The sequence below is a fragment of the Brevundimonas sp. T2-11 genome (assembly GCF_055397675.1).
Window position 1 is genome coordinate 2,766,774 of record NZ_AP027920.1, and the last position, 26,816, is coordinate 2,793,589.

A 26,816-nucleotide genomic window follows, 5' to 3' on the forward strand; every position below is an offset into this window, starting at 1 on the left:
GTTTGGGGAGACTCCGGTGGCTTGTCATCGTGTTCGCAGCATTGCCGTTTCACTCGGCGTTCTAAGCCTTCTGGCCTTCCCCCTCGCCGCGTGCGGCGGGGGCGGAGGTGGATCGGGCGGAGTGGTTACGCCTCCGCCGCCACCCCCGCCTCCACCGCCGCCGCCGCCGCCTCCTCCTCCGCCGCCCCCGCCTCCCGGTCCGCCGCCGTCGGACACCTCGAGCGAATACCGCCGTAACTACGGGGTCGGAAACACGGGCGCCATCAAGGCCTGGCAGGCCGGCGCCACGGGACAAGGCGTCACCGTCGGCGTGATCGACAGCGGCATCAAGATGGACCACCAGGACCTGGCGGTGAACATCTCGCCTCGATCAACCGACATCATCGGCGGACGCAACCAGCCCCAGGGGCCAGACATGCACGGCACCAGCGTGGCTGGGGTCATCGCAGCCGCCTACAACGACTACGGCACCGTCGGGGTCGCCTATAATTCCTCCATCCTGTCGATCCGCGCGGACGTCAGCAACTGTTCCGATCCGGATGAGGATTCCTGCTTCTACGGATCCGACCTGGCGCGAGCCATCGACTACGCCGTCAACAACGGCGCCAAGATCATAAACCTGTCGTTGGGCGGCGAGGATCGGCTGGGCGCCGCATTCGAGGCCGCCCTGCAACGCGCCGTCAACGCCGGCGTCGTCTTCGCCATCGCCGCCGGAAACGAGGGCGGCGGCAGCCCTGAATGGCCCGGACGCTACGCCAGCGATCCCCGCTTCAGCGGCGGCATCATCGTCACCGGCGCCCATGACAGCAACAATCAGATCGCCAGCTTCTCGAACCGGGCCGGCGTCTCGCTGACCTATTTCCTGTCGGCGCCTGGCGTTCAGATCTACACCGACTGCGAGGGCGCCTCGTGCTGGGTCGCCAATGGCACCTCCTTCGCTTCACCCGCCGTCGCGGGGGCCCTGGCCCTGCTGCTCGAAGCCTTCCCCAACCTGACCGGAAAGGAAGCGGTCGACATCCTGCTGCGCACGGCGCGGGACGCGGGCGAGGCAGGCAACGACCTGATCTACGGCAGGGGCTTGCTGGACATCGCCCAGGCCTTCCAGCCTGTCGGCGCCACAAGCTCGCCGATGGCGACGGGGCGCTCGATCCAGGTCGCCATTGAGCCCGGCGCCTATGTCGGCGGCGCGTTCGGCGACGCCATCGGCGGCACGGACGCCCTGTCGACCATCGGCTACGACGACTATCAACGCCTGTTCCGCATCGACATGGGCGCGGCCTGGCGCATGGCGCCACGTCGCAGCTATCAGCCGGAAAATCCGACGCCGATGCGACAGTCGCAGGTGACGATGGATGGTCCCGGCGGGGCGCGCCTGTCGCTGGTCGCCGCCGCGCCGGTCGAAACGCCCGAACCGATCCTGAACCGCTACACCCCCTTCGACGCTCCCTGGCTGGGCGACGAGATCAAGCAGGAAGCCCTGTTCGACGTCACCGCCGGGCGCATGTCCTTCGCCGCCTGGCAGGGCAAGGGCGGTTCACGTTCGCCCTTCCGCACCGGCTCGGGCGACGGCTTCGCCGCCCTGGCCCAGGCCGACCACGCCGTGCGCGGAGCCATGAAACTCGGCGATCTCGGCTTCGGTCCGTTGACCCTCAGCGCCGAGACCGGCGCCGGCGACCGCCGCGCCCCGCTGCGTTCGGTCGAGCAGGACGTGTCGTCATATGCTCGGGCCGCCCTGGACTGGCGCGGCGCGCGCGGCGGCCTGTCCTTCAGCATGGGGGCGCTGGACGAGAAGATGGGACCTCTGGGCGCCTATATGCCGACGCGCTCGGACTTCGCCCTGCCGTCGCGCACCCGCTTCGCGGCCTTCGGCGGCGACCTGTCTCTGGGTCACGGCCTGGTTCTGAGCGGCGAGGCCGGCTTCGGCCGCACTGAAATCGAAGGGCGGTTCCTGAACCTGTCCAGCGCCGCCGTCAGCTCGACCTGGCGCCTGGCCTTGCAGTCGGACTGTCCGAGCTGGGCCTTGGGTTGCAGTCGCCTGACCTGGGAGATCTCCCAGCCGTTGCGGATCGAGAGCGGGACCTTCAGCGCCTTCCTGGCCGACGCGCCGCTGGAGTATTTCGATCCCGTCACCTTCTCGGAGCGCCGCTTCTCGGCCAGCCCCTCGGGGCGTCAGATCGATTTTTCGGTTCGCAGCCTGCACCCCCTGCCCGGCGGGTCGGTGCTGCAACTCGAGGCCGTGGCCAGCCGCGACGAGCAGCATCGTGCGGGCGCCCCGACCGGCTACGCCCTGCTGGGCAGCTGGCGACGCGGGTTCTGATCACCTGACCGGGACATGAGAAAGGCCGGCGGATCGCTCCGCCGGCCTTTTGCTTTTCAGCCTGCCCTCGTGAGGTGGTTAGCGCTCGACGCACAGGGCGACGCCCATGCCGCCGCCGATGCACAGGGTGGCCAGGCCCTTCTTGGCGCCCGAACGCTTCATCTCGTGCAGCAGGGTGGTCAGGACGCGCGCGCCCGAGGCGCCGACCGGGTGGCCGATGGCGATGGCGCCGCCGTTGACGTTGACCTTGGCCGGGTCGAGGCCCAGCTCCTTGACCACGCACAGCGACTGGGCGGCGAAGGCTTCGTTGGACTCGATCAGGTCCAGGTCGGCGACGGTCCAGCCCGCCTTCTCCAGCGCCTTCTTCGAGGCCGGGATCGGGCCGGTGCCCATGATGGCCGGATCAACGCCCGCCGTGGCCCAAGAGGCGATGCGGGCCAGCGGCTCGAGCCCGCGCGCCTTGGCTTCATCTGCCGACATCAGCACCAGGGCGGCGGCGCCGTCGTTGATGCCCGAGGCGTTGGCGGCGGTCACCGTGCCGTCCTTGACGAAGGCGGGCTTCAGCTTCTCGATCGCCTCGAGGGTGGCGCCGTGGCGGATGTACTCGTCCTGATCCACGACCACGTCGCCCTTGCGGGTCGAGATGGTCACGGGGGCGATCTCATCGACGAACTTGCCGGCTTTTTGGGCGGCCTCGGCCTTGTTCTGCGAGGCGACGGCGAATGCGTCCTGGGACGCGCGGTCGATGGACCATTTGTTGGCGATGTTTTCGGCGGTCTGACCCATGTGATAGCCGTGGAAGGCGTCAATCAGGCCGTCCTGCAGCATGCTGTCCTTGAAGGCCAGCTCGCCCATCTTCTGGCCGTTGCGAAGCTGGGCCGTATGCGGCGACTGGCTCATGCTTTCCTGACCGCCGGCGACGACGATCTTCGCATCGCCCTGCATGATCTGCTGATAGGCCAGGGCCACGGCGCGCAGGCCCGAGCCGCACAGCTGGTTCAGGCTCCAGGCCGGGGTTTCATTGGCCAGACCGGCGCCAATGGCGGCCTGACGCGCCGGGCCTTGCCCTGCGCCCGCCTGAAGCACCTGGCCCAGGATGACTTCGTCGACGTCCGCCGGCGCCACGCCCGCACGCTCCAGCGCCGCCTTGATCGCGACCTCGCCCAGCTTGGAGGCGGGCAGGGACGACAGGGCGCCGAGGAAGGAGCCGACCGGGGTCCGGGCGGCGGAAACGATCACTACGTCAGTCATGATATTCACTCCGGGGAGAAATTCTGATCGAGGTTGTGCCGCATTGCACACTCCGCGTCACCTCTCGCAAGTGCGAAGTTCAGCACTTCGTCATCATCCAGGCGCAATCTGACGGGAACGATCCCCACGGCGAACGCTTTTCAGGAGTGATGCTGGTGCGGCTGAAATCCTTGGCGAGACGGGTGTGGACGCCCGACGACCTCGACATGATCGAGCACTATCAGTCGCGCGCCGAACGGCTGGCCGACCTGTGGGTCCATATCGTCGGTCTTGGTCTGGCCGCCATCGGCGGCGTCGTCCTGGCGGTGCTGGCCGGACTCTACAGCGGGATCAGCGCCGTGGTGGCGACCGCCATCTACGCCGTCTGCCTGCTGGCCATGCTGACGGCGTCGACCATCTACAACCAGACCCATCCCTGCGCCGCCCGCCCCGTGCTGCGACGCCTGGACGAGGCGGCCATCTTCCTGATGATCGCCGGCAGCTACACCCCCTTCACCACACAGAGGTTCGAAGGCGCCTGGTCGATCGGCTTCACCCTGACAGTCTGGTTGATCGCCCTGTCGGGCGTGGCGGTGAAGATGTTCGCCCCGCGCATCTCCGACGTCTTCTGGAGCGCGGTCTACGTCCTGTTCGGCTGGGTGGCGATCTTCGCGCTGAAACCGATGATCGAGACGGTGCATCCCCTGGCCCTGGGTCTGCTGGTCGCCGGCGGCCTGATCTACACCTCGGGCGTCTTCGTCTTCATCAGCCAGAAGGTGAAATTCCGCCGCGCCATCTGGCATGGCTTCGTCGTCGCCGGCGCCGGCGTGCACTGGGTCGCCATCCTGATCGGGGTGGTCTTGGCGCCTGGCGCGGCCTGACCTGACGGCGCCCTCTGGCCTTCGCGCGCGCAACGCGTGATAGTGCGGCGTTGCAACAACGCGAGAACAAGCGTGGCGGACAAGAAATCCGAGGGCGGAAAAACCCATGACGGCGTGGTCGTCATCAAGAAGTATGCGAACCGGCGGCTCTACAACACCGCCACCAGCGCCTATGTGACGCTAGAAGACCTGGCGCAGATGGTGCGCGAGGGGGTCGAATTCGTCGTCTATGACGCCAAGACCAATGACGAGCTGACGCGTCAGATCCTGACGCAGATCATCTTCGAGGAGGAAAGCCGCGGCGAGGCCCTGCTGCCCGTGCAGTTCCTGCGCCAGCTGATCGGCTTCTACGGCAACTCGATGCAGTCGGTCCTGCCGTCCTATCTGGAGATGTCGCTGGACAGCTTCACCCGCCAACAGGAGCAACTGCGCAGCCAGTTCAGCCGCGCCTTCGCCAACACGCCGGGCGGCGGACTGATGGAAGAGGCCGTGCGCCAGAACATGGCCATGTTCGAGCGCGCCATGAAGATGTTCCCCGGCATGGCCGCCTATGGCCGCCCCGAGGCCGAAGCGGAAAAGGCGCCCCAGGCCGAGACCGCTTCCGCCGCCAAGGCTGACCCCGCCCTGGACGAAATGCGGCGTCAGATGGACGAGATGCGCGCCCAGATCGACCGTCTGGCCGGCGCCGGCAAATGACCGACGGCGTGCGCCCGGTCGGCCCGCTGGAGGGGCCCACGGTGCAGGAGCGCCGCGAAGGCGACCGGCGCGGCCGTGACCGGCGCGCCGCCGCCGAGACTGAAAAGACGTCACGCGCCGTCGTCCCCGTCGGCGAGCGGGTCGATCATGCCGCCTCCCCGGCAAAGCCTGCCGTGTCGCCGCTGGCGCCCCCTGCCCTTTTCGCCGCCCAGGTCCTGGGTCAGAAGGGGCAGAAGCGCGGTCTGAAAGGGGGCGCCCCTGTGCTGGACGCCGCCCGCTCCACCTATCTGGGCGCGGAATACTCGGGCAAGCACGACCGACGCCCTCCCGTGGGCAAGGCGAAGCAGACCGAGGTCTAGGCCCCTTCAGCCGATGGCACGAGGTTTGCGACGGCTCCGGCGTCTTCGACCGGAGTTTCGTCCATGGCCGTCCTCAACCTCGCCGCCCGCCTGTTCGACGTGACCGTGGTCGCCCTGGTCTTCGTCGCCTTCAGCTGAAGCCCGACCTCAGCGCGGGTTCAGGTCGAAGTCACGCCGCGAGGCGATGATGGTGACGATGAAGCCCGCCAGCACGTCCAGCAGCACCATGGTCAGGATCAGGAAGAAGACCGATCCGGCGAACCCCGGCAGCAGCAGGAACTCGACCAGGCAGATCACGAACAGCGCCATCGACAGGGCGTGATTGACGATGGCGACCCGCTGGCTGGAGGTCGACTTCAGCAGCTCGACAAACAGCAGGATCAGCGACAGGAACAGGATCAGGTCGCCGATGCTGACGCTCCACACCGCGCCCGAGGTCATGGGCACGCGGAACAGGACCTCGCCCAGCACCGATGTCGGCCCGAGCAGCGGATCAGCGCCCGCTCCGCCGAGCAGGATCACCAGGTTGTAGATCACGACCGGCACGATCAGCAGCGGTATGGCGATCAGCATGGGCGGCCCCTCCAGATCGCCCTGCTTAACCCTGTTTTCGGCGCGCGGCCATATGGCCGCCAGAACCGGAATGGCGCGATCAGAACTCGCTGATCGCGCCCGGACGGCGCGAGCGCGACTTCAGCCACATCACGCCCAGCAAATCCGAGAACGACGCCCGCAGTCGGCCCCAGTTGGTGTATTTCGACTGGCCCGTCTCGCGATGACGGTGATCGACGTCGAGGTAGCGGTTCTCATACCCCTCGCGGATCATCAGGGCGGGCAGGTAGCGGTGGATGTGATCGAAGTAGGGCAGCCGCAGGAAGACGTCGCGACGAAAGGCCTTGAGCCCGCAGCCGGTATCGTCGGCGTCGTCGGACAGCAGCTTCTTGCGGATGCGGTTGGCCCACAAGGAGGCCTGACGCTTGGCGTTGCTGTCCTGACGCTTGGCGCGAACGCCGCCGACCAGGGCGACGCTGGGCGGCGCGGCGATCAGGGCGTCGGCCAGACGCGGCGCATCGGCGGGCGGGTTCTGGCCGTCGCCGTCCAGGGTCACGACAATCGGCGCGCGGGCGGCGAGAACGCCGGTGCGCACGGCGCGGCTCTGACCGGCGTTGGTCGAATGCGACAGCACCCGCAAGGCCGGCAGTTCCGTCATCGCCGCCTGCAGCTCGGCCAGGGTCGTGTCCCGGCTGGCGTCGTTGACGAAGATCATCTCATAGGACCGACCGGCGAAGGCCTCGGCGATCTCGCGCGCCAGGGGCACGGCGGCGCCGGATTCGTCATGAACGGGCACGACGACGGAGATGTCAGGAGCGGAAGCGAGGCTGTCGGTCATTTGTCGCTCTGTAGCGCATCGCCGGGCCCGAGGAAAACCGGGCCTCGTGAAGAGCTTGCAAGCTGAAGCTTCCGGGGGGCGGCGTCGGCGTGATACGACAGCGGCATGAACCGCCCGAACCTGGATCACCTCATCGCCGGCTGGCGCGGCCCCGTTCTGGCGGCCCTGCTGGCCCTGATCGCCGGCCTGCCCAGCCTGATGCTGCTGCCGCCGCTGGACCGCGACGAGAGCCGCTTCGCCCAGGCCACCGCCCAGATGCTGGAAAGCGGCGATTACGTCGACATCCGCTTCCAGGACGAACCGCGCTGGAAGAAGCCGGTGGGCATCTACTGGATGCAGGCCGTGGCCGTCGGCCTGACCTCGGACGTCGAGGACCGCAACATCCAGCCCTATCGCCTGCCGTCGCTGTTCGGGGCCATGCTGGCCGCCTGGGCCGTGGCCTGGGCGGGCGCGGCCCTGTTCGGCAATCGCGCGGGCTTTCTCGCGGGCGCCATGCTGGGCGCCACCTTCCTGTTGTCGTCCGAGGCGGGCATCGCCAAGACCGACGCCATGCTGTGCGGCCTGACCACCCTTTCGATGGCGGCCCTGGCCCGGATCTATATGGCGACGCGGGCCAATGAGAAGCCGGTGCGTTGGCACAAGCTGCTGTTCTGGCTGGGCATCGGCCTGTCGATCCTGATCAAGGGTCCGATCGGCCTGCTGGTCGTGGCCCTGTCGATCATCGCCCTGTCGGTCTGGGACCGGAACATCAAATGGCTGGGGCGTCTGGGCTGGGGCTGGGGTCTGCCTCTGGTGGCCCTTCTGGTCGGGCCCTGGGCCATCGCCATCACCATCGCCACCGACGGCGGCTTCTGGCGTGAAGCCATCGGCGGCGATCTGGCGCCCAAGCTGGCCGGCGCCCACGAAAGCCACGGCGGCTTCATCGGCATGTACGCCCTGCTGTCGCCGCTGCTGTTGTTCCCCGTCACCCTGATGCTGCCCGCCGCCCTGTCGACGGGCTGGCGCCGCCGGGCCGAGCCGGCCATCCGCTTCGCCGTCTGCTGGCTGGTCCCGGCCTGGCTGATGTTCGAGATCGCCCCGACCAAGCTGTGGCACTACACCCTGCCCACCTTCGGTGCGATCGCGCTTCTGGCGGCCGCCGCCCTGACCCAGCCGATCGGCAAGATCTCCCGCGTGACCGGCGCCCTGCTGGGCCTGTTCGCCGCCGTGATCATCTGCCTGATCACCGTCTATGGCCTGACCGAGTTCGGGCGTTCGACGGCCCAGACCTGGGCCACCGTGACCATCGTCTTCGCCGTCATGGCCGCGGCGGTCGGCGGCTTCCTGCTGCTCAATCGGGCGGCGATCACCGGGGTTCTGGCCGCCATCCTGTGCGGCGTCATCGCCCACGCCGGTCTGGCCGGGACCATCCGCCAGTTGCGCCCCCTGTCCATCGCACCGCGCCTGGTGAAGACCATGGAATCGGCCGAGCTGAGCCCGGCCCAGGGTCGCTATCCCGGCCCGGTGGCCATCACCACCTTCCATGAGCCCAGCTTCGTCTTCCTGACCGGCCGCGACACCCAGCTGACCGACGGCCCCGGCGCCGCGCGCGCCCTGGCCGAGGGCCGCCCCGCCATCGTCGAGGCCCATGACGACGAAGAGTTCCGTCGCGCCCTCGCCGACCTCGGCGCCGCCGGACGCGCCGTCGGCGTGGTCAGCGGCCATAACTATTCCTCGGGCGACGACGTTCGCCTGACCGTCTATGCGCCTGCCGGCGCCGGCGAGAGGAGCGCCCGCTGATGGGCCGCTTCATCCAGATCGTCGAGGTCGGGCCGCGCGACGGCCTGCAGAACGAAAAGGCGGTGCTGGAGCCCGCCGTCCGCGCCGACTTCGTGCGTCGCCTCGAAGCTGCAGGCGCCAAACGGATCGAGGCCGTCAGCTTCGTCCACCCCAAGTACGTGCCCCAGATGGCCGGCGCCGAGGAGGTCATGGCCGCCCTGCCCCCCGCCGAGGGCCACAGCCGCATCGGCCTGGTCCTGAACGGGAAGGGGTATGATCGCGCACTGGGGACGGCGGTGGACGAGGTCAATATCGCCATGTCCGCCACCGACGGCTTCGGCCTGAAGAACCAGGGTCTGAACGTCCACCAGCAGGTGCAGATGCTGGCCGACATCATGGCAGGCCGCGCCAATGCAGAAGGCGCGCCAGGCGCGACGCCGAAGCTGTCGGCCACCCTGTCCTGCGTCTGGGGCTGCCCCTTCGACGGCGAGGTCTCCGTCGAGCAGGTCAGCGATCTGGTCGCCCGCATCGCCGCGCTCGGCGTCGAGGAGATCGCCCTGGCCGACACCATCGGCGTCGGCGATCCGTGGAGCGTGACCAGGAAGGTCGAGGCCGCCCGCAAGGCCGCGCCTGACGCGACCCTGCGCCTGCATTTCCACGACACCCGCAACACCGGCCTGGCCAACGCCTACGCCGGGGTCGAGGCGGGGATCGATGTCCTGGACGCCTCCGCCGGCGGCATCGGCGGCTGCCCCTTCGCGCCCGGCGCGACCGGCAACATCGCCACCGAGGATCTGGTCTACATGCTGGAACGCGCCGGCTTCTCAACCGGCTACGACCTCGACCAGCTGATAGAAACCGCCCTCTGGATCGGCGAGCGGATCGGCAAGCCGCGTTTGAGCGCCTTGAGCCGCGCTGGCGACTGGCGGCCATGAAGGGCGAGGCCTACTTTAATAGCCAGCCCATGCAACCAATCACCGGTTTGCGGATTGATTTTGGCCACGCTGCCTGTGCATCGACACTGGAAAGCTCAACTGCCGAAGAGTTCTGTTCCTAAGTGTCGTCTCAAGATCGCCTGAAGATCGCCGAAGCACGGGGGTCGGTCGTCTGCATCGACGGCTTCAACCTCGCCCTTCCCAAGGGCTCGGGCATTGCCACCTACGGCAGAAATCTCGCTCACGCTGTGAGAGGGTGCGGGCTGTCGCCCCAGGTGCTTTACGGCCCTGCCGGTGCATGCTCGCGCGATCCGCTCGCCAATCTCGCGGCGATCGCCGACGGCCCCCCGCCCAGGCATCGGATCAACAAGAACGAGCGTTGGCGCCGGACCCTGACGACGCGCTTTGGACGCAAGGCCTTTCCTGTCGCCCCGAGCGATCAGGTGATCTGGTCCTCCGCCGGCGGCGGCCGCCCCGAGGCCGATCTGTTCTGGTCGTGCCCTGACCTCTTCACCCTGGCCAATCGGGCGTTCGATAAGTACGGCGTTCTGACGCCCGTCAGGTTCGAAGGCGACCAGCCGCCGCCGCCCGTCATGCACTGGACCTGCCCCCTGCCGGTCTATGCTCGCGACACCCTGAATGTCGTCACGGTTCACGATCTCATCCCGCTGCGCCTGCCCCACACGACAGTAGACGACAGCGTCGCCTACGCTCAGCGCCTGAAGCGGTCGCTGGATCGCGCGGATCATATCGTCGTGGTCTCGGAACAGACCAAGCGCGACCTGGTCGAATGGATGCATGTCGACGAAAGCCGGGTGACCAACACCTATCAGGCGGTCAGCATCCCCCCCGCCCTGGCCCAGCGTGACGAAGGCCTGGCGGCCGTCGATGTCGAGAACGTCCTGAATCTCGGCTGGAAAGACTACTTCCTCTATTTCGGAGCGGTCGAACCCAAGAAGAATCTTGCTCGCGTGATCGAAGGCCACCTCGCCTCCGGGGTGAAGGCGCCCCTGGTCGTCGTCGGCGGGCGCGGCTGGCTGGACGAGGACGAGAACAGCCTGCTGACGGATCTGGCGGCGCGAGCCGACGACCGCGTGCGGCGCTTCGCCTACATGCCGTTCCACCTGCTCATCAGTCTGATCCGCGGCGCCAGGGGCGTTCTCTTCCCCTCGCTGTACGAAGGCTTCGGCCTGCCGGTGCTGGAGGCCATGCTGCTGGGGACGCCGGTTCTCACCTCGCGCGAAGGTTCGCTTCCGGAAGTGGCGGGAGACGCCGCTCTCTTCGTCGACGCCTATGACGTCGATTCCATCAAGCGCGGGATTCAGGCGCTTGATGCGGACGAGAGCCTCAGGGTCGAGTTGAGCGACAAGGGCTCGCGCCAGGTCGATCGCTTCAGCATGGCGGCCTATCAGACGCGGGTCTCCGCTCTTTACGAAGGACTCGGGGTCCGTGTTGCAAGATGATCCCGCCGCCTGCCGCCCCCGCCACGATCACCCGCCGTATTTCCTGCTCTGGATCCTGTTGTCGTGAACGCGTCGAAGAAAAAGCGTAACAGTCCCCTGTCCAAGCGTATCGCGCGCTGGCGCCGGTCCTTGTCGACGCCACGGCCGCCCAGCGACCGGGAACTTGTCGAGGCCAGCGGTCTGTTTGACGCCAAGTGGTATCTTCAGAAGTATCCCGACGTCGCCGCTGCGGGCGTCGATCCCTTGTCGCACTATATGAACGACGGCGCCCGCGAGGGACGCAAGGCCAGCACGCGCTTCGACGCGCGATGGTATGTCGGCGCCTATCCGGACGCAGCGGATTCCGACATGAATCCGCTGCTCCACTACATCCGGAACAAGAAGGGCCGGGTAGGCACCCTTTCCGATCTCAAGGCCGTCACGCCTGAGCAGAAGTCGGATGTCGCCCTGCTGCTCGCCAATGTCCATTTCGACGGGGACTGGTATGCGGCGGCGAACGGACTGGGCAAGGCAGGTCGCCACGCCGCGCTCCATTACCTGCAGTTCGGCGCCGCACGAGGGCTGCCGCCAAGCCCCTCCTTCGACGGCGCTCGGTACTTGCAAACCTATCCCGACATCCGCGACGCCGGGGTCAATCCGCTTCTTCACTATATCCGCCACGGCGAGAACGAAGGTCGCGTCGCCTTCGCTATCGACGATCCGGCCCCCGCCGTCCTGAGCTTCCACACCGAAGCCTCGAAACCGGCGCCTGATCGTCCGGTCAACTGGGTCGCGGGTTCGGATCTGGTCGGCGATGACCTGTCGGGCGTCCTGACCCTGGGCAAGAGCCCGGTGGGCCTGCTGCCGCTGAACGCGACCGGTTCAGGCCTGCCCAAGCGCCTGGGTCAGGCCGCAGAGATTTTCTGCCGCTTGACCGGACGCCCCGCCGAAAGTCTGGCCGGGATCAAGGGCCGTCGCCGCAAGGTCCGGCTCATGATCGGCGACCTGCCCGATCTGAACGCCCTGCGCGCCCCCCTGGATGACGCCTGGTTCGTAAGCGACAGCCGGTTGACCCTCCGGCTGAAAGCCTTGCGCGGCGGACAATCTCCCAAGGACCATGTGCTGCGCGCCTATCAGTTTGTCGCACAGGGCAGCCGGCTGGCGTCCGTCGGCGAAGCGAAGATCGGCTCTCAGGGCGGACTGCTCGCCCTGTCGCTGGAAAACCCCTTCCTGCCCGTGCTGTGCGTGATCTGCAGTCGCGACGGCGCCGTGGTGGACGGCTTCCTCCTGCCCTTCCCCTCGCTTTATCGCGGCGGGGCGCACGCCGCTGAAGCGGAACTGTCGGGACGCGGATCCCAGCATGTGAACCGCGTGCGCGACTACAGTCGCACCCTGGTTCAGGAGCACCTCGGCTGGGATCAGGCGCAGCCTCTGGTCCTGGAGCGCATCCAGGTCGACCTGCGGCAAGCGACCGGCAACGAACGGATTTTCGGCGAACAGGCCCGCGCCTGGCTGGGCGAGATGGGGATCGCCGTCACAGCCGAACACGCCGAGACCCTGGACGCCGGCATTCGGTCCTACCTTGTCGACGCCGTCACGCATGAAACCGTGACGAAGCGCACAGGACAGGGGCTTCTGCGCCTTCCGCCGGACGCCCTGCCCAGCCTCGGCGTCGTCCACTCACGACGGATGCCGGACGGCGTCGGTTCCTATGTCATATGCAGCGCCGACGAGGCCGCTCGTCCCCGCCTGTTCGTCAGCCTGCCGCCGATGGACGAAGCCATCGCGCACCTGCAGCCTGTCGCCGGCGGCCATCCCTATCCCAGCCTGTCCGATACGGGTGTTCCGGTTTCAAAACGCCAACACCGGTCGAGTCTGCTGGCGATCCGCTTCCTGCCAGACGCCCCCCCGATCCCGGCGACCCTGGCCTTCGCCGTCGATGAAGCCACCGCCCGTCCCCTCGTGGAGGGCGGTCGCGCTTCCCGGTCGACGCGTGAACGCATGACCGCCGTCATACGGGCCACCTCCTCCGATGGTCTGCACCGCCTGCTTCGGAGTCTGGCCCGACAGAGCATTGCGGCCCGCCTCGACGTGGTTCTGGCCGTTGATGAAGACGTCACTCTGCCCGAGGACCTGGGCGACGCCTTCGCCGGGTCGATCCGGCGTGTCGACGGCCTGCGCGGCGCCAGCCCCGCCGCTGCGCTGAACCACGCGGTCCAGGACGTCCAGACGCCCTGGATGCTCCTGCTCGACCAGCATGTGGCGCTGCACGATTTCCGTACGCTCGAAACCCTTCGAGCCCTCGCCGGGTACCGACGTGCCGCCACAGTGTCCTGCATGCGCATCCGCCAGGCCGGTTTCCGCGACGGCGCGCCGCTCGTCTTCCATTCCGCAGGGAGTTTCCCCGCCCAGATCGACCTCCAGAGCGCCCCTGGTCTGACCTTTACCTCGCCCGTGACCACCGAGGCCTTCCCCCGCATGACCTATCCGGTGGCGGCCAACGGTCTGGAGTTCGCCCTGGTCTCTCGCAAGGCCTGGGATGAGCTGGGCGGGCTGGACGCCGAGGCCTATCCCTTCGAGGGCTATGGCCTGGCCTTCTGCCTCAACGCCCTGCGCGCCGGCTGGACCCATCTCAACACGACGGGGATCAGCGCCATGGATACGGTCCGCCGGCTTGACGAGCGGGCGGATGCTCTGGGCGTCGACGTGGTCTCCATCGAGGATTGGGGAGCCATCCTGGCGCGAACCGCCCAGATCAGGCGGCTCGACTGATGAAGATCGCCGTCGTTCTGCTGTCCGAGGGTCATGCCGCCCTGGCGGGCGCGCGCATCCGGTATCAGCGGATCGCGCAACCGCTGAAGGCCCTGGGTCATTCGCTCGACCTGCTGCCGATTTCGCAATTCTCAGCGGAGCGGCCGCCCGAGCATGACCTCTACCTCTTCAGCAAGTGCGAGGACGCCCGGAGCCTTATCCTGGCGCGCCAGTTGCGCCTGCAGGGCCGTCATGTCGGCATTGACGGATTCGACGACTATTTCAGCCAGCACCACGACAGCCGACACATACGCCATCGCGAATGGCTGAGCGCAATCGCGCCCTATTGTGATTTCTTCCTGACCTCGACGCCGCGCATGCGGGAGGTGTTCCAGTCCTACATGCCCGACGTTCCCGGGCATGTTCTCAACGATCCCTTCGGCGCCTTCCAGGAGGAAGGCGTCGCCAACCTGATCGACGGCAAACTTCGGGCCGCGCGCACCCATGGCCGGATATCCGTCGCCTGGTTCGGCGTCGGCGACCACCCGAGCTTCACCGTAGGACTGCACGATCTGAGCGCCCAGGCCCAGGCGTTTCGGGCTCTGCAACGCCGCGGTTTCGAGGTTCGCCTGCGGATCTTGACCAACCGCCGCGCCCTGACGCCCCAAGGTCTGGCCCTGCTCGGGCGTCTCGACGTGCCGTTCACCGTCGATGAATGGAGCCTCGCGGCCGAAAACGCGCTTCTGGCCGAAAGCCTGGTCGCCTTCATCCCCGTCAGCGCCCAGTCCTTCAGCATAGCCAAGTCGCTAAATCGCGCGGTCACGGCGCTGACCGCCGGCGCACAGGTCCTGTCGCCCGCCTACCCGCTCTACGACCCTCTTGGCGACTTCATCTATGGCTCCGCCGATGGTCTCGCCGACGACATCCGCAACGGGGACCTCAAGGTCAGCCGAACCCGTATGCCGGCCCTGTCGAAAACCCTGACACAATGGGGCAACCCGGTTCAGGAGGCTGACTTGCTGGCGCGATTCCTGAACAGTCTGCCGCCGCTCGCGGCTGACGCCGCCAGCCGGTGGGGCCAGGAGCGAGGCGGCGTCATTCATGGATGCGTCAGCCCCAGCGTCTGTACGGATCTGGCCCACGCCATGAACCACCTCTCGGTGACCCTGCCCTTCAACGACAGCCGCAAGTCGGACGACCTCCGCTTCATCAGGCAGCCGAAGGGCGTCCAGGTCAGACTCTCGCCCGCCGCAGAGGCCTGTCTCGACACCGAAGTCCGCAAAAAATTCAAGAAGTTCGGCGAACGTCTGGACGGCGGAGGCTTCAAGGCCCGACTCCAGGACATCCTGCCGGGCAGTCGGCTGGAAGCCTATATGATCGACCACCCCGTCACCGCGACGCCGTTGCTGTCGAGCTACGCCGACGGCGTCGCCATCATGCGGGAAACCCTGGCGCGAATGACGCCGGGCGTGGCCTACTTCCTGTCCGAGAAGAGCCCGCCGTTCAGAGAGGCGCCGCGTCCGTGACCCGTCGCAAGATCGTTTTTCTTTTCAACCTGCTGCAAGACGTCAACATTATCCGTCCCGTGGCCTTGCTTGCCCGCGAGATGGATGTCGACGTCGCCTTTCTCTGCTCGCACAAGTTCGCGCCGCGCGACAAGCAGAAGGTCTGGACCCGAGCCCTTCAAACCCTGGCGGCCGAATGCGGCGCGACCATTTCGGAATACGACAGCCCCTTTGCGGCCTATCGCCTGCTGCAGGGCGGATACGGCGCGCTGATCGCCGCCAGCGAATCGAACCTGCCGCCCCACGTCGAAGTCCATGACCTCTTCCGCGTCGCGCCCTCCGGGTACACGCGGGTGACCCTGCAGCATGGCTTCGAATGCATCGGCTTCCTGCAGAACCGCGAGCACGACAAGGCCCACGGTCGCAACGTCCGTTTCGCGGCGGACATCCTCGCCACCTGGATGCCCTCGCACAGGATGGCCTCGATGGCGCAATCCGAACGGGACAAGGTCTTCCTGACCGGACCTGGCCTGTTGCTGCAGCAACCTCGCGACGGCAAGAACCTCGCCGAAGGCATTGTTTGCGAGAACCTGCACTCCGTCCGTCTCAGCGCCAGCGGCGACTTCCGGCAGAACTTCATGACGGACTTCGCCCGCTTCTGCGTCCACCTGGCCGGGCGCGGCGAGACCGTCTGCCTCAGACCGCACCCAGGCGGCCAGTTCCTGATGCGAAACGACATCGCCGCTCCAGCCAATGCGCGGCTGGACGCCCGACCGATCCACGAGGTCGATCTGGGCGCTTTCGCCTTCGGGATCTCGGCGCCGTCCAGCGTCGTCCTGGACATGGTTCTCGCCGGCCTGCCCACCGCCGTATGGGCGGACGCCCGAGGCGTGATGGACCTGGACAACTATGAGGGGCTGACGGTCATTCGCCACCAGGACGACTGGCTGGCCTTCCACCGCGACGCCAGGCTGCGCCCGGACATGATCCGCGCCAGACAGGATCAATTCCTGCGAGGACTGGAGATGCCCCTCGATCCCGCTGACGTCCGTCAGCGCTTCATCGCCTTGCTCACGCTTGCGGCCTGTCGTTTTGACGCGCCCCCCGCCGCGTCCCGACTGGGCGGCCCGACATGCTGAGACCACGACGCCTTCTTGTTCTTTGCGACGCCGTCGGCGCGACGCAGACGATCAGCTTCGTCCAGCCCCTGGCGGAGGATGTCGCCGCCGGACGCCTGGACCTGCAGATGCTGCCGCATGATCCCGCCTGGGTCGATCCGGCGGCGGCCGCGGCCCTTGTCGCCGACAAGGCCCCGGATATCCTGGTCCTGTCGCGCTATACTTCGCACGGCGCCCTGAATCTGATCACGTCCGCCAGGGCCCTGGGGGCGGCGGTCATCTTCCATCTGGACGACGACCTTCTGGCTGTGCCCGAAAGCCTGGGCCCCGCCAAATATGAACACTATAGCCAGCCCGAGCGGGTCGCCGCCCTGATGGCCGCCCTCAACGCCAGCGACCTCGTCTACGCCTCCACGCCGACCCTGGCCGCGCGTCTGGCCGAACACGGCGTCACCGCACCGATCGCGGCGGGCGACATCTATTGCTCGGTCGTCGCGGCGAACATGCTGTCGCCCCTGCCGTCCACCGGTCCCGTCATCGGCTACATGGCGACCGGCGGTCATGGCGCGGATCTGGATCTGGTCCTGCCGGCGATCGAACGCCTGCTCGAAGACATCCCGGACCTCAGGTTCGAAACCTTCGGCACGATCCCGCCCGCTTCAAAACTAGCCCGGTTCGGCGAACGCGTCGCTCACTTCCGTGGCGAGCCCGACTATGGCGCCTTCCTGGCGCGGCTGAACGAACTGGGCTGGTGGGTGGCGATCGCGCCGTTGGAAGACGCGCCCTTCAACCGCTGCAAGGCCGATACGAAGTGGATCGAGTACGCCTTTTGCGGCATCCCCGCCGTAGCGTCGGATCTGCCCGTCTATCACAAGGCCTGCGCCGACGGCGCCGGCGCGCTGGCGGAGACGAACGCGCAATGGCACGACGCCCTGCGCCGACTGGTGTTGGAGCCGCAGGCGCGACAAGACATGCTGACCGCCGCGCGACACAGGCTGGAGGAGTGCTACGGGCGCGCCGTCCTCGCCCGGCAGGTCAACGATATTTTCGATCAGGCCGCCGCCCTGGCGTCCCGACAGAAACACGACCGGAGTTGAATTCATGACGGCGCTGCAAGGCAAACGGATCCTCATCACCGGCGGGGCCGGTTTCATCGGCTCACGCCTGACGCGCGCCCTGGCGAGCGCCGGCGCCTCGGTCGTGATCTTCGACAACCTTCTGGAACAGGTTCACGGCCCCGCTCCCGAACTGGACCTGGCCGGAGAACTGATCCGCGGCGATGTGCGCGACGCCGCCGCCCTGTCCGCCGCCGTCCAGCACGCCCGTCCCGACATCGTCTATCATCTGGCCGCTGAAACCGGCACCGGACAGTCCGCTGACGAGCCGTCGCGTTACGCCGCCGTGAACGTGGTCGGCTGCGCCAACCTGATCGAGGCGCTGAAGGCGCTGGACACGCCGCCGCAACGCGTCGTGCTGGCGGCCACGCGCGCCGTCTACGGCGAAGGCGCCTATGTGGACGCCGACGGTCTGACGTTCGCTCCCGAGCCCCGTTCGGTCGAGGCCATGGCCAAGGGCGTGTTCGACCTGTTCGACGCCCAGGGTCGTGTCCTGACGCCCGCCGCCACGAATGAAACCCTCCCGCCCCGGCCCGGCTCCGTCTACGGCTCCACCAAGCTGATGCAGGAATATCTGCTGCAGCAGACCCCGGCCCCGTGGGACGTCGTCGTTCTGCGGCTGCAGAATGTCTATGGTCCCGGCCAATCCCTGCGGAACCCGTACACGGGCGTGCTGTCCATTTTCTGCCAGCAGGCCATGGCCGGGCAGACGTTGCAGATCTACGAGGACGGCGAGATCTATCGCGACTTCATCTTCGTCGATGACGTGGTGGCCGCCTTTGTCGCCGCCGCGCGCCGACAGGAGGCGGGCGGACGACTGTTCAACATCGGCTCCGGCGAGGCCTCGTCGATACTGGCCGCCGCCGACATGATCCTGGAAGATCTTGGTCTCGTCGATCAGGGCCGTCGCATCAGCGGCGCCTATCGCGCAGGCGACATTCGCCATGCCGTGGCGGACGTGACCAGGGCCCATGCGGAACTCGGCTGGTCGGCACAGGTGCCGTTCCGCGACGGCGTGCGTCAACTGGTGGAATGGGCCCGAACCGACACGTCCATGACTGCGACAAAGGCCCGATAATGACCGCCCCCTTCCCTCGCCACATCCATTCCGGCGTTCAGTATCTGGACTTTCTGGGGCGTTTCGCGCCCGCCTGCGGCGCCAGATCCTACTTCGAGATCGGCGTCAATATCGGCAAGAGCCTGCGCAAGATCGACCTGCCGAGCGTCGGCGTCGATCCGCAGTTCATGTTCCGCGACGATATCATGGGCGCAAAACCTGAACTCCATCTCTTCCAGACCACAAGCGACGCCTTCTTCCAGACCCGCGACCTGAAGGCCTTCTTCCCCCAGGGCGTCGATCTGGCCTTTCTGGACGGCATGCACCTGTTCGAATTCCTGCTGAGGGATCTCATCAATACGGAAAAGGCGATGACGCCCGACGGCGTCATCTTCCTGCATGACTGTCTGCCGGTGAACGCGGAAATGACGGAGCGTGAGCGACGTCCCGGCCAGCGTCGCGATGTCGAGCTGAAATCCTACTGGACCGGCGACGTCTGGAAACTGATCCCCATCCTGCAGCGTCATCGCCCCGATCTCGAGATCACCTTCATCGACTGCCCGCCGACGGGCCTGGTGATGCTCCGCAAGCTGGACCCCGGTTCTCAGGCCCTGAGCACGGCCTATGACGCCATCCTCAAGGAATGGAGCGAGGTCCAATTGACTGACGCCAGTCTGGAAGACTTCTACAAGGGGCTGACGCTGTCCGCCGCCGCCGAGGTGCTGAGCCAAGTTGGCGGCTGAATCTCCACCACTGAGGTTCCTCCCGGTCGGGCGGGCGAAGATCGCCTTCGCGGGGTTCCCCGAGACGCGGATCAAGCGTCTGGTCAGGGCCGCGCGCGGCATCCCGATCAAGACAGGGCCGCTCGAACGCCAGATCCTGCCCGCCAGCGTCTTTCCCCTGACAGCCCAGGCGGGCGGGGTCTTCGTCGGCGGCGTCCGTGCCGACGACGGCGCGCCTGTCGGTCACGCCCAGATCCGACGTCACGACATCCACCAGGTGGTGTTGCCTCCGGAATCCGGGACCGCCTCTCCGACCGCGCCGATGCTGTCAGAAGCGATCTTCGGGGGCGTCCTGTTCAGCGGCTACGGCCATGTCCTGCTCGAGACGCTGAACCGCCTCTGGTATGCGAGCGAACGTCCGGATCTCGATATCCTGTTCGCGGGACTGCCAGGCCATGAAGACAGTCCTTCCTGGAGTCTGCTCGCGACCCTCGCCGACTTGCTGGGGATCGCGCCCAACCGTCTGAAGCTGGTCGTCGAGCCGGTCCGGGTCGCGCGCCTGCACGTGCCTGAACCGGGTCTGGAACTGGGGTTGCGCACCTCCACCCAGTATATCGACTTCTTCCGCTCGGCTCTGCGCGCCCGTTTCGCGGACACGCCCGCGCGCCAGCCGGTGGCCTATGTCTCGCGCTCTCGCCTGCAAGGCGCTGTGCGTCGAGCCTTCGGCGAGACCGCCCTGGATGACGCCTTCGCCGCGTCAGGCGCCGTCGTCTACTGGCCAGAAGCCCTGTCGCTGGACGAGCAGGTCAGGGCCTTCAACGCACACTCGACCTATGTCGGCTTCATCGGCTCGCACCTTCACAACCTGATGCTTCGCTTCGCGGAAGGCGCCGTCGACTGCGTCTACTTCTGCAGCGAAGCGCCCAACCTCAACTTCCTGCAGATCGACATGCTGTTCGAGGGCAAGAGGGTCTATTGCGCCTGCGCCCGCTATGAACCGATGTTCGAGTTCGGCAATCGCGCCCCGTTCCGCATCGCCATGAACCAGGCCATGCAGGCGCTTCAAAGCATAGGCGTCCACCTGCCTCCACCGCCCCCGGACACCATGGACGACGCAGCCTTCGTCGAGGAATGGGCCTATCTCCTGTTCTATTACAAGGTCTTCCGACCATTGGACCTGACGTCGGAAACCCACGGGCAGGACAAGGCCGAACAGGATTTCCGGGCCGCCGTCATGGGCCTTGTCCAGCGACTGGCCCGACAGGGAACCGATCTCGCGCCCCTGCGCTCCGCCTTGCTCAAGGCCTACGACAGGGCGGCCGCCGTCTATCATCGCACTGATCAGGAAGTGGTCCGCAAGGTTCGTGACATGCTGGAAGCCACCACCCCATGACCACGAGACTCTTGCGAAACATTCGCAATATGGCCAGGAATCCCTAGCCAGCAGGGGACGCCCCCCCTACACTCCCTCTCTCCCCGAACTTCGAGACGCCAGATGCTCAAGATTTATGTCGGCTACGATTCTCGCGAGGACATCGCCTGGCGCGTGTGCCGCTACTCCTTGCTTCGCCATGCCGCGGGCGAGATCAGCGTCAGCCCCCTGAAGCAGCCGAATCTTCGCGAGCTCGGGCTTTACCGGCGTCCGGCGGACAAGACGGCTTCGACCGAATTCTCGCTGACGCGCTTTCTCACGCCCTTCCTGGCGGACACCGACGGCTGGTCGATGTTCGTGGATTGCGACTTCCTGTTCACCGGCGACATTACGGCTCTGGTCGCCAGCCTTGACCCCGCCAAGGCCGCCTATGTCGTGCAGCACGAATATACGCCGCAGCAGTCGGTGAAGATGGACGGCAAGACCCAGACGCAGTACCCGCGCAAGAACTGGTCTTCCATGATGCTGTTCAACGGCCGTCACCCCGACGTTCAGGCCCTGAGGCCCGATGTCGTGAACACGGCTGAACCGGCTTACCTGCATCGTTTCAACTGGATCCGGAACGACGCCGACATCGGCGCGCTGGACCGGGAATGGAACTTCCTGGTGGGCGAGTACGAAGCACCGGCCAAGTCGCCCTCGGCCATTCATTACACCAACGGCGGCCCCTGGTTCCCCAACTGGGTTGATGTCGATTACGGCCCGTTGTGGATCGAGGAACGCGACCGCATGCTGGCCGAATATGATGCTCAGGCGGCCTGATCCCCTTGCGCGCGAGCGTCGCATGACGGCGGCCTTCATCCTCACGCCGGTCAAACCCTAGGTCCGCGCCATGGTCGAGCCCCTTCCGCCCTCATCCTCGCCGACCATCCTGGGGTCGATGACGGCGGACGACGCCCCGCTGCCCGCGACCCGGTCGGTCGATGAGGCCCTGATCATGCTGTCGGAAATGGAGCGGGGCGCGCTCTCGGTCCTGACGCGGGAGGGTCTGCCCGATGTTCCCGGCCTCTACAGGCGCAATGGCCCCGGCGCGCCCTGGAGCCTGCTGCCCAAGCCCGCCACGGTCGAGGATCGCTGGCAGGAGATTCTCGACCGGCCGCCGGACGCCGGGTTTCATTATCTGAAGCTCTCGGATGTCGCACGCGCAGAACGGCCGGGATCTGCAGACATCCAGTCGGCGGCGGCTGTCCTGGACCGAACGGACGATCTGCGCGCCCTTCTGACCCGCCCCGGAGAAGAAGAGGCCCAGAACGACGCCCTTCTGATGTTCTGGTCCACCGTCGAGCTGATGATCGTCCTGTTCGCGGGCGACAAGGACAAGGACCCGATCCGCGCCAACGCCCGCCGCGCTCTCGAGTGGGAAACCTGGCGTCGGGAAGCCCTGCGGATATGGGAAATCTCGCCCGCCCTGTCGCTCAGGGCGACGGCCAAGCTGGTGGTCGAACGGCTCGGTCTGTTAGAATCGCATCACTCGGTTCGGCGCCGTCTCAGCGGCCACCGGCCGGAAGCCTGACCGCCGTCCCGTCCAGGCTGGCGTCCAGCCAGTCCATAGCCTCCTGCGGATCGGGTCGCCTCAGGCCGTCGAACGGCCGGGACGAAGCCGTTCGCCAATGCGGATTGACCGATGGATCCTGACGCAAGGCCGGCCCCCACCGTGTCGTCAACGCCGTCCGCTCGGCCAGGTCCCAGGCGATCCGAGCCCGCGTGACGTCATGACCGCGCGTCCGCGATTCAAAATGAGTGGCCTCGATGTCGCCCGCATAGACGACAGACAGCCCCCGTCCGCGCACCGCCAGACAATAGTCGACGTCGTTGTAGGCGATCGCCAGCTCCTGCGCGTCAAAGCCCTCGACCGCGTCGAACACCTCACGTCGCGTCGCCAGGAAAGCCCCTGTCACGGCGGCCGCCTCCCGCGATCGAACCCACCGCTCCAGCGGCCCCTTGTCCCCGGGCGATGCGCCGACGCCCTCATGACGCGGCGAGCCCTCCCCCAGGCCCAGCACCAGGCCGCCATGCTGCACGGAACCGTCGGGATAGAGCAGACGCGCGCCGACCGCGCCGACGCCTGGCTTCTGGAGAATATCCAGCAAACGCCTGTCCCAACCCTGGGTCAGCAACTCGGCGTCATTGTTGAGGAACAGCAGGGTCTGTTCCGAAGTCCGCGACACCGCGAGGTTGTTCAGACGCGACCAGTTGAAAGGCTCGTCCGCAACCAGGGTTTCAAACCGCCCCGCCCGTACGCCGTCGGCCAGGTATCGAGCCGTTTCCGCTTCGACGCTGCGATTGTCGACGATCAGGATACGAACCCGCTCGGGCCGGTCCGCCCGCGACAGAAGCGCAGCGACACAGGTCTCCAGCATCCCGGCCTCGTCGCGTGTGGGAATGATCACGCGAATAGGCTCGTCGTCGCGGCCTGAAGACGCCTCCGTCCTCAAAACAGCCGGCGCGGGCGCCGCCTCCAGCCAGCCGGGTCCGGCGTCACCCGGTTCAGGAAGTCCGTCCCGCGCCGCCGCCGGCAACCTCATCTCGCTGGAGAGCAGGAAGGGCAGGTGGGCGGCGCGTCCGCGCGTAGCCGCATCGACCAGGCCCGCGCGCCCCTCGACCCCGGCGCGCCGCCACATCACCGCGGGCAGGATCGGCGTCGTCGAAAGGTCAATCGGCGAAGGCGTCGGAAAGAAGACAGGCGCGTCAAAGACTTCACCCTCGCCGCCGGTCTGGGTCAGATGATCATGGTCTGCGTAGACGACATCGGCCCCCGTGCGCGTCGCCGCATGGACGAGCCAGGCCAGGGCGAATGGATGCAGGACCACCCCCGCCTTCAACACGACATGCGGGACATTGTCGTCCGGCGAGGAGTCGGAAAAGACGATACGCGGATCCAGGGCCGCGAGCGAGGCGGCCGGATGCCCCGCATGAGCGCCTGCACCACGCACCACGGCCCGCCAGGCTACCCCTTCCTGACGCAACAAGGACTGCAAGGCGCCTCGCAGGCGATAGGGCGCGGCTCCGTCCGCCAGGACACAGACCTCAATGACCGTATTCGTCAGGTTGACCGGCGGCCCTTCCAGATCATAACGCCTGCGCCAGGCGTCATATTGCGAAAGCGGCGCGATGTCGGCGCAGCGCACAGCCTTGAGGACGGCTTCGCCTCCGGCGACCGCGCGCTGCAGAACAGCGAGGCTGCGTCGGGACGGCAGGACATGAAACTCAGGCAGGCGATCCCTCGCCCCGGCCATAACCAGCCCTTCGCGTCCGCCATGGTGACCGGGAAACCGTTTCAACACCTCGGCGAACAGATCCGCCGCCTCGTCCAGCCGCCCGTCGTTCAAGGTCAGATAGCCCAGCTGGATCAGGGCCTCCGGCGTCCGTCTCAGGGTCAGGCTGGCGCGATAGGCGTCCTCGGCCCCGGCGAGATCGCCTGCCTCCTTGAGCATGTTCCCCAACTGCAGCCGACTGCCCGAACGCTTGGGGCGCAGGGCGACATGCCGGCGATAATGACCGACCGCCTCGCTCCAGCGCCCCTCGGCCTGGGCCTCTCGCGCCCGACGCAGAACCTCGTCGGCTTCGGGTGTCGCGACGCCCCGGTTCCGCCCCAGCAGACGGGCGAAGATCGAACTAGACATGGGATCGCCTCCTGGCCGCCGGCCTGACGCGCAGCGCGGGTTGCGCCACATCCGGGTGTTCCGGCGCGTGGTCGCGATCCAGCGACAGCAGAGGACTGTAGAAAGGGTCTCCCTCTGCGATGACCCTTGCCCAGCGCGCCGCGAACCGCGCGGCGTCCTCAGGATGACGCACCTCGCCGGCAGGCCTCCGCGTGGCGGATTCATGATGGATCAGGCGGCTGAATCCGTCGTTGAGCACGGCGAAGCCTCGCTCTCCCAAGCGCAGACACAGATCCGTATCGTTAAAGCCCACCGGCAGAGCTTCATCGAACCCCCCGACGGCGTCAAAGACCTCTCGGCGCATCATCAGGCAGGCCCCTGTCACGGCGGACCATTCCCGGGTCACGACCAGACCGCAATTATAGCCGGGATTGGGTGCGCCGTTGAGGTGCAGGGGGGTGAACTTGAAAGCATGCTCGGCATACCCCCCAGGCCCCACGACCACGCCCGCATGTTGAACGCGACCGTCAGGATAGAGCAGCGTGGCCCCGACAGCACCGACGTCCGGCAAGGCCGCCAGCGCCCGCAGGCGCTCCAGCCACCCCGCCTCCATCGCTTCGATGTCGTTGTTCAGGAAGAGGACGAACTCTCCGGCCGGCGGAGCGGCGGCGACCGCGAGATTGTTCATGCGCGAATAGTTGAACGGCCCCGAGTAGGACAGCCGGGTCACGCTGTCGCCCAGTTCGCGGAAGTAGGCGTCCAGGGCGGGCTCGTCCGAGTCATGATCGATGACCACGATATCCAGCTCGTCGATCGGCGCCGTGGCCTTCAGGGATTCAATGCAGGCGCGCAGCAGATCCGCCCCGTTGTGGGTTGGAATGATCACACGGACACGCCCGCCAGGGTCCTGACGGTCGATGCGATAGGTGTTGAAGACCGGGCCGGGCGCCGCCTGCCCCGCCTCCCCCACACGCTTCAGATGACGATTGATGGCCTCGATCGTAGACGCCGTGGTTTCCGCCACGCGCCTGTGTCCGACGCTGCCGCCATGCGTCCGCCAACGGTAGAGCAGCCCCGGCAGATGCGCGACGCGATCGGCGCGTTCGATCAACCGCAGCATCAGATCGACATCGGCGGAGATGGTCAGCCTTTCATCCAGCCCCCCCACGGCCTTTACAAGGTCGCGCCTGGCGACCACCGGATGCACGAAATACGGATGGCCGAGATAATAGCGCCGGCTGAAGGCGGGACGCGCCACCAGGGCGCGCAGGTCGGCGGTGTTCTCTCCGGTGACGGCCTCGTCCCCATAGAGCAGATCCGCCGCTTCAAGATGCGGTGCCAGCCGAGCGACCGCGTCCGGCTCCAGCCGGTCGTCGTGGTCCAGGAAAAGCACATGCGCGGCCCTGGCCATGTCCAGGGCCCGATTGGTGGCCGCCGCCACCCCCTGGCTCTCCCTATGAACATGCAGCCGGACCCGGCGGTCTCTTTCAGCCGCAGCGGCCAGGATGGCCTTGATCTCGGGCGAGGTTGCGCCGTCATCGACGCAGATCAGCTCCCACCGACCGTCGCTCTGACCCAGAACCCCGCCCAGCGCCTCTTCCAGCCACGCGGGACGAACATCATGCACCGGCATCAGGATGCTGAGCAGCGGCGCTCCATCCGGATCAGAAGGCACGGCGACGGGCATGGGACGGCTCAACCACCTTTGCAGGCCACGGGTCGCGGTCAGATCCAGGGGCGATCCCGCCAGATCCAGCCCGTTATCCGCCCGTCGGACGTGAACCACATCGCCCAGACTTCCAGCACACAGCAACGGCCCGACTTCAAAGCGGAAGCCGGCGTTGATCGGGGCCAGGTCGAGCCCCGCCAGATCATCGCGGACGCTTCCGGTGCGCGTTCGCGCCACTTCACGTCCGTCACTCGTCAGCACGATCTCCACGGATCGGGCCGGGTCACGGGCGTCAAAGGCCCACCCCTCGATCGCCAGGTCGCGCAGGCCGTCGACGCCGCCATCGACCAGGCGCTCGCCGCGGTCGATCTGCAGGGCCGCCAGCAAGGGCAAGGCCTCTGGCCGCGTGAGCGCCAGACCCGCCGCGCGATCTCGTCCCGCCGCCCAGGCCTGGACGAACCAGATGACCGCCTGATCCAGCCGCCCCTGGTGCATCTCCAACTCGGCGCACGCCCTCAGCACCGCCGGGTCACCCGATCCTGTCTTCAGCAGGGTCGCGAAAACGGCGTGGGCGGCGGCGTAATCGCCGGCCTCCTTGTACATATTGCCCAGGCGCAGCCGCACCGCCTGGTGCTCGGGGCGCCGCGCCAGATATCGCTCATAGTGCAGGGCGGCGGCAGACCAGTCGCCGCGATCCCGCGCCGCATCGCCGGCGCGTCTATCCGGGTCGCCGCCTTTTCCCGCAACGGTCCGGAGGCGTCCCCAGATCGAGGATAGTCGCGCGACCGGGAACAGCTCTTTCAAGAACATGAGGGCGTCCCGCCCCCCGTCGCGTCA

General features: G+C 67.1%; 21 protein-coding genes. 16 read left to right on the forward strand and 5 right to left on the reverse strand.

Annotated features, from left to right (window positions below; genetic code table 11):
* Positions 1-121 precede the first annotated feature (121 nt).
* On the forward strand, positions 122-2,317 hold the full coding sequence (locus tag ACZ5XO_RS13585; protein ID WP_464162888.1) for a S8 family peptidase: 2,196 nt from the start codon (positions 122-124) through the stop codon (positions 2,315-2,317).
* Between the two features lie 78 nt (positions 2,318-2,395).
* On the opposite strand, the gene ACZ5XO_RS13590 is transcribed toward ACZ5XO_RS13585, so the two are convergent.
* Positions 2,396-3,568, reverse strand: coding sequence for an acetyl-CoA C-acetyltransferase (locus ACZ5XO_RS13590; protein ID WP_464162890.1), 1,173 nt, complete (start codon positions 3,566-3,568; stop codon positions 2,396-2,398).
* Between the two features lie 149 nt (positions 3,569-3,717).
* On the opposite strand from ACZ5XO_RS13590, the gene trhA reads away from it, so the two are divergent.
* From trhA to ACZ5XO_RS13605, 3 genes are all read left to right on the forward strand, one after another.
* Positions 3,718-4,428, forward strand: coding sequence for a PAQR family membrane homeostasis protein TrhA (gene trhA / locus ACZ5XO_RS13595; RefSeq protein WP_464162892.1), 711 nt, complete (start codon positions 3,718-3,720; stop codon positions 4,426-4,428).
* Between the two features lie 72 nt (positions 4,429-4,500).
* Entirely contained in the window at positions 4,501-5,124 is a 624-nt protein-coding gene (phaR, locus tag ACZ5XO_RS13600; RefSeq protein WP_464162894.1) for a polyhydroxyalkanoate synthesis repressor PhaR, read from the forward strand.
* The gene (locus ACZ5XO_RS13605) at positions 5,121-5,483 is read left to right on the forward strand and encodes a hypothetical protein (protein WP_464162895.1); all 363 of its coding nucleotides are present in this window, start codon (positions 5,121-5,123) and stop codon (positions 5,481-5,483) included. Before phaR ends, ACZ5XO_RS13605 begins: the two co-directional genes overlap by 4 nt.
* Positions 5,484-5,630: 147 nt before the next feature.
* Here ACZ5XO_RS13605 and ACZ5XO_RS13610 read toward each other — a convergent pair whose 3' ends face one another.
* Both ACZ5XO_RS13610 and ACZ5XO_RS13615 read right to left on the reverse strand, forming a co-directional pair.
* Complete coding sequence (locus ACZ5XO_RS13610; protein ID WP_464162897.1) at positions 5,631-6,056, reverse strand: hypothetical protein; 426 nt, start codon at positions 6,054-6,056, stop codon at positions 5,631-5,633.
* 79 nt (positions 6,057-6,135) lie between these two features.
* The gene (locus ACZ5XO_RS13615) at positions 6,136-6,873 is read right to left on the reverse strand and encodes a glycosyltransferase family 2 protein (RefSeq protein WP_464162899.1); all 738 of its coding nucleotides are present in this window, start codon (positions 6,871-6,873) and stop codon (positions 6,136-6,138) included.
* 105 nt (positions 6,874-6,978) lie between these two features.
* On the opposite strand from ACZ5XO_RS13615, the gene ACZ5XO_RS13620 reads away from it, so the two are divergent.
* The 12 genes from ACZ5XO_RS13620 (at position 6,979) to ACZ5XO_RS13675 (ending at position 22,221) form a co-directional block, all read left to right on the forward strand.
* Positions 6,979-8,652, forward strand: coding sequence for an ArnT family glycosyltransferase (locus tag ACZ5XO_RS13620; RefSeq protein ID WP_464162901.1), 1,674 nt, complete (start codon positions 6,979-6,981; stop codon positions 8,650-8,652).
* A complete protein-coding gene (locus tag ACZ5XO_RS13625; protein WP_464162903.1) occupies positions 8,652-9,566 on the forward strand; it encodes a hydroxymethylglutaryl-CoA lyase in 915 nt (304 codons plus the stop codon). Before ACZ5XO_RS13620 ends, ACZ5XO_RS13625 begins: the two co-directional genes overlap by 1 nt.
* 122 nt (positions 9,567-9,688) lie before the next feature.
* Entirely contained in the window at positions 9,689-11,029 is a 1,341-nt protein-coding gene (locus ACZ5XO_RS13630; protein ID WP_464162905.1) for a glycosyltransferase family 4 protein, read from the forward strand.
* Positions 11,030-11,092: 63 nt separating this feature from the next.
* A complete protein-coding gene (locus ACZ5XO_RS13635) occupies positions 11,093-13,780 on the forward strand; it encodes a glycosyltransferase family 2 protein (RefSeq protein ID WP_464162907.1) in 2,688 nt (895 codons plus the stop codon).
* Complete coding sequence (locus ACZ5XO_RS13640; RefSeq protein WP_464162909.1) at positions 13,780-15,285, forward strand: hypothetical protein; 1,506 nt, start codon at positions 13,780-13,782, stop codon at positions 15,283-15,285. The genes ACZ5XO_RS13635 and ACZ5XO_RS13640 overlap by 1 nt, the downstream gene beginning before the upstream one ends.
* The gene (locus tag ACZ5XO_RS13645; protein ID WP_464162911.1) at positions 15,282-16,403 is read left to right on the forward strand and encodes a hypothetical protein; all 1,122 of its coding nucleotides are present in this window, start codon (positions 15,282-15,284) and stop codon (positions 16,401-16,403) included. The genes ACZ5XO_RS13640 and ACZ5XO_RS13645 overlap by 4 nt, the downstream gene beginning before the upstream one ends.
* A complete protein-coding gene (locus tag ACZ5XO_RS13650; protein ID WP_464162913.1) occupies positions 16,397-17,479 on the forward strand; it encodes a glycosyltransferase family protein in 1,083 nt (360 codons plus the stop codon). The genes ACZ5XO_RS13645 and ACZ5XO_RS13650 overlap by 7 nt, the downstream gene beginning before the upstream one ends.
* Positions 17,480-17,483: 4 nt before the next feature.
* The gene (locus tag ACZ5XO_RS13655; RefSeq protein ID WP_464162915.1) at positions 17,484-18,575 is read left to right on the forward strand and encodes an SDR family NAD(P)-dependent oxidoreductase; all 1,092 of its coding nucleotides are present in this window, start codon (positions 17,484-17,486) and stop codon (positions 18,573-18,575) included.
* On the forward strand, positions 18,575-19,297 hold the full coding sequence (locus tag ACZ5XO_RS13660) for a class I SAM-dependent methyltransferase (RefSeq protein ID WP_464162917.1): 723 nt from the start codon (positions 18,575-18,577) through the stop codon (positions 19,295-19,297). The genes ACZ5XO_RS13655 and ACZ5XO_RS13660 overlap by 1 nt, the downstream gene beginning before the upstream one ends.
* Complete coding sequence (locus ACZ5XO_RS13665) at positions 19,287-20,669, forward strand: glycosyltransferase 61 family protein (RefSeq protein ID WP_464162919.1); 1,383 nt, start codon at positions 19,287-19,289, stop codon at positions 20,667-20,669. Before ACZ5XO_RS13660 ends, ACZ5XO_RS13665 begins: the two co-directional genes overlap by 11 nt.
* Positions 20,670-20,771: 102 nt before the next feature.
* Complete coding sequence (locus ACZ5XO_RS13670; RefSeq protein ID WP_464162921.1) at positions 20,772-21,470, forward strand: hypothetical protein; 699 nt, start codon at positions 20,772-20,774, stop codon at positions 21,468-21,470.
* A gap of 70 nt (positions 21,471-21,540) precedes the next feature.
* Positions 21,541-22,221 carry a hypothetical protein gene (locus ACZ5XO_RS13675; protein ID WP_464162923.1) on the forward strand — a complete coding sequence of 227 codons (681 nt, stop codon included), beginning with the start codon at positions 21,541-21,543 and terminating at the stop codon, positions 22,219-22,221.
* Here ACZ5XO_RS13675 and ACZ5XO_RS13680 read toward each other — a convergent pair.
* Complete coding sequence (locus tag ACZ5XO_RS13680; protein ID WP_464162925.1) at positions 22,196-24,331, reverse strand: glycosyltransferase; 2,136 nt, start codon at positions 24,329-24,331, stop codon at positions 22,196-22,198. The genes ACZ5XO_RS13675 and ACZ5XO_RS13680 overlap by 26 nt on opposite strands.
* A complete protein-coding gene (locus ACZ5XO_RS13685; protein ID WP_464162927.1) occupies positions 24,324-26,789 on the reverse strand; it encodes a glycosyltransferase in 2,466 nt (821 codons plus the stop codon). Before ACZ5XO_RS13685 ends, ACZ5XO_RS13680 begins: the two co-directional genes overlap by 8 nt.
* Positions 26,790-26,816 lie beyond the last annotated feature (27 nt).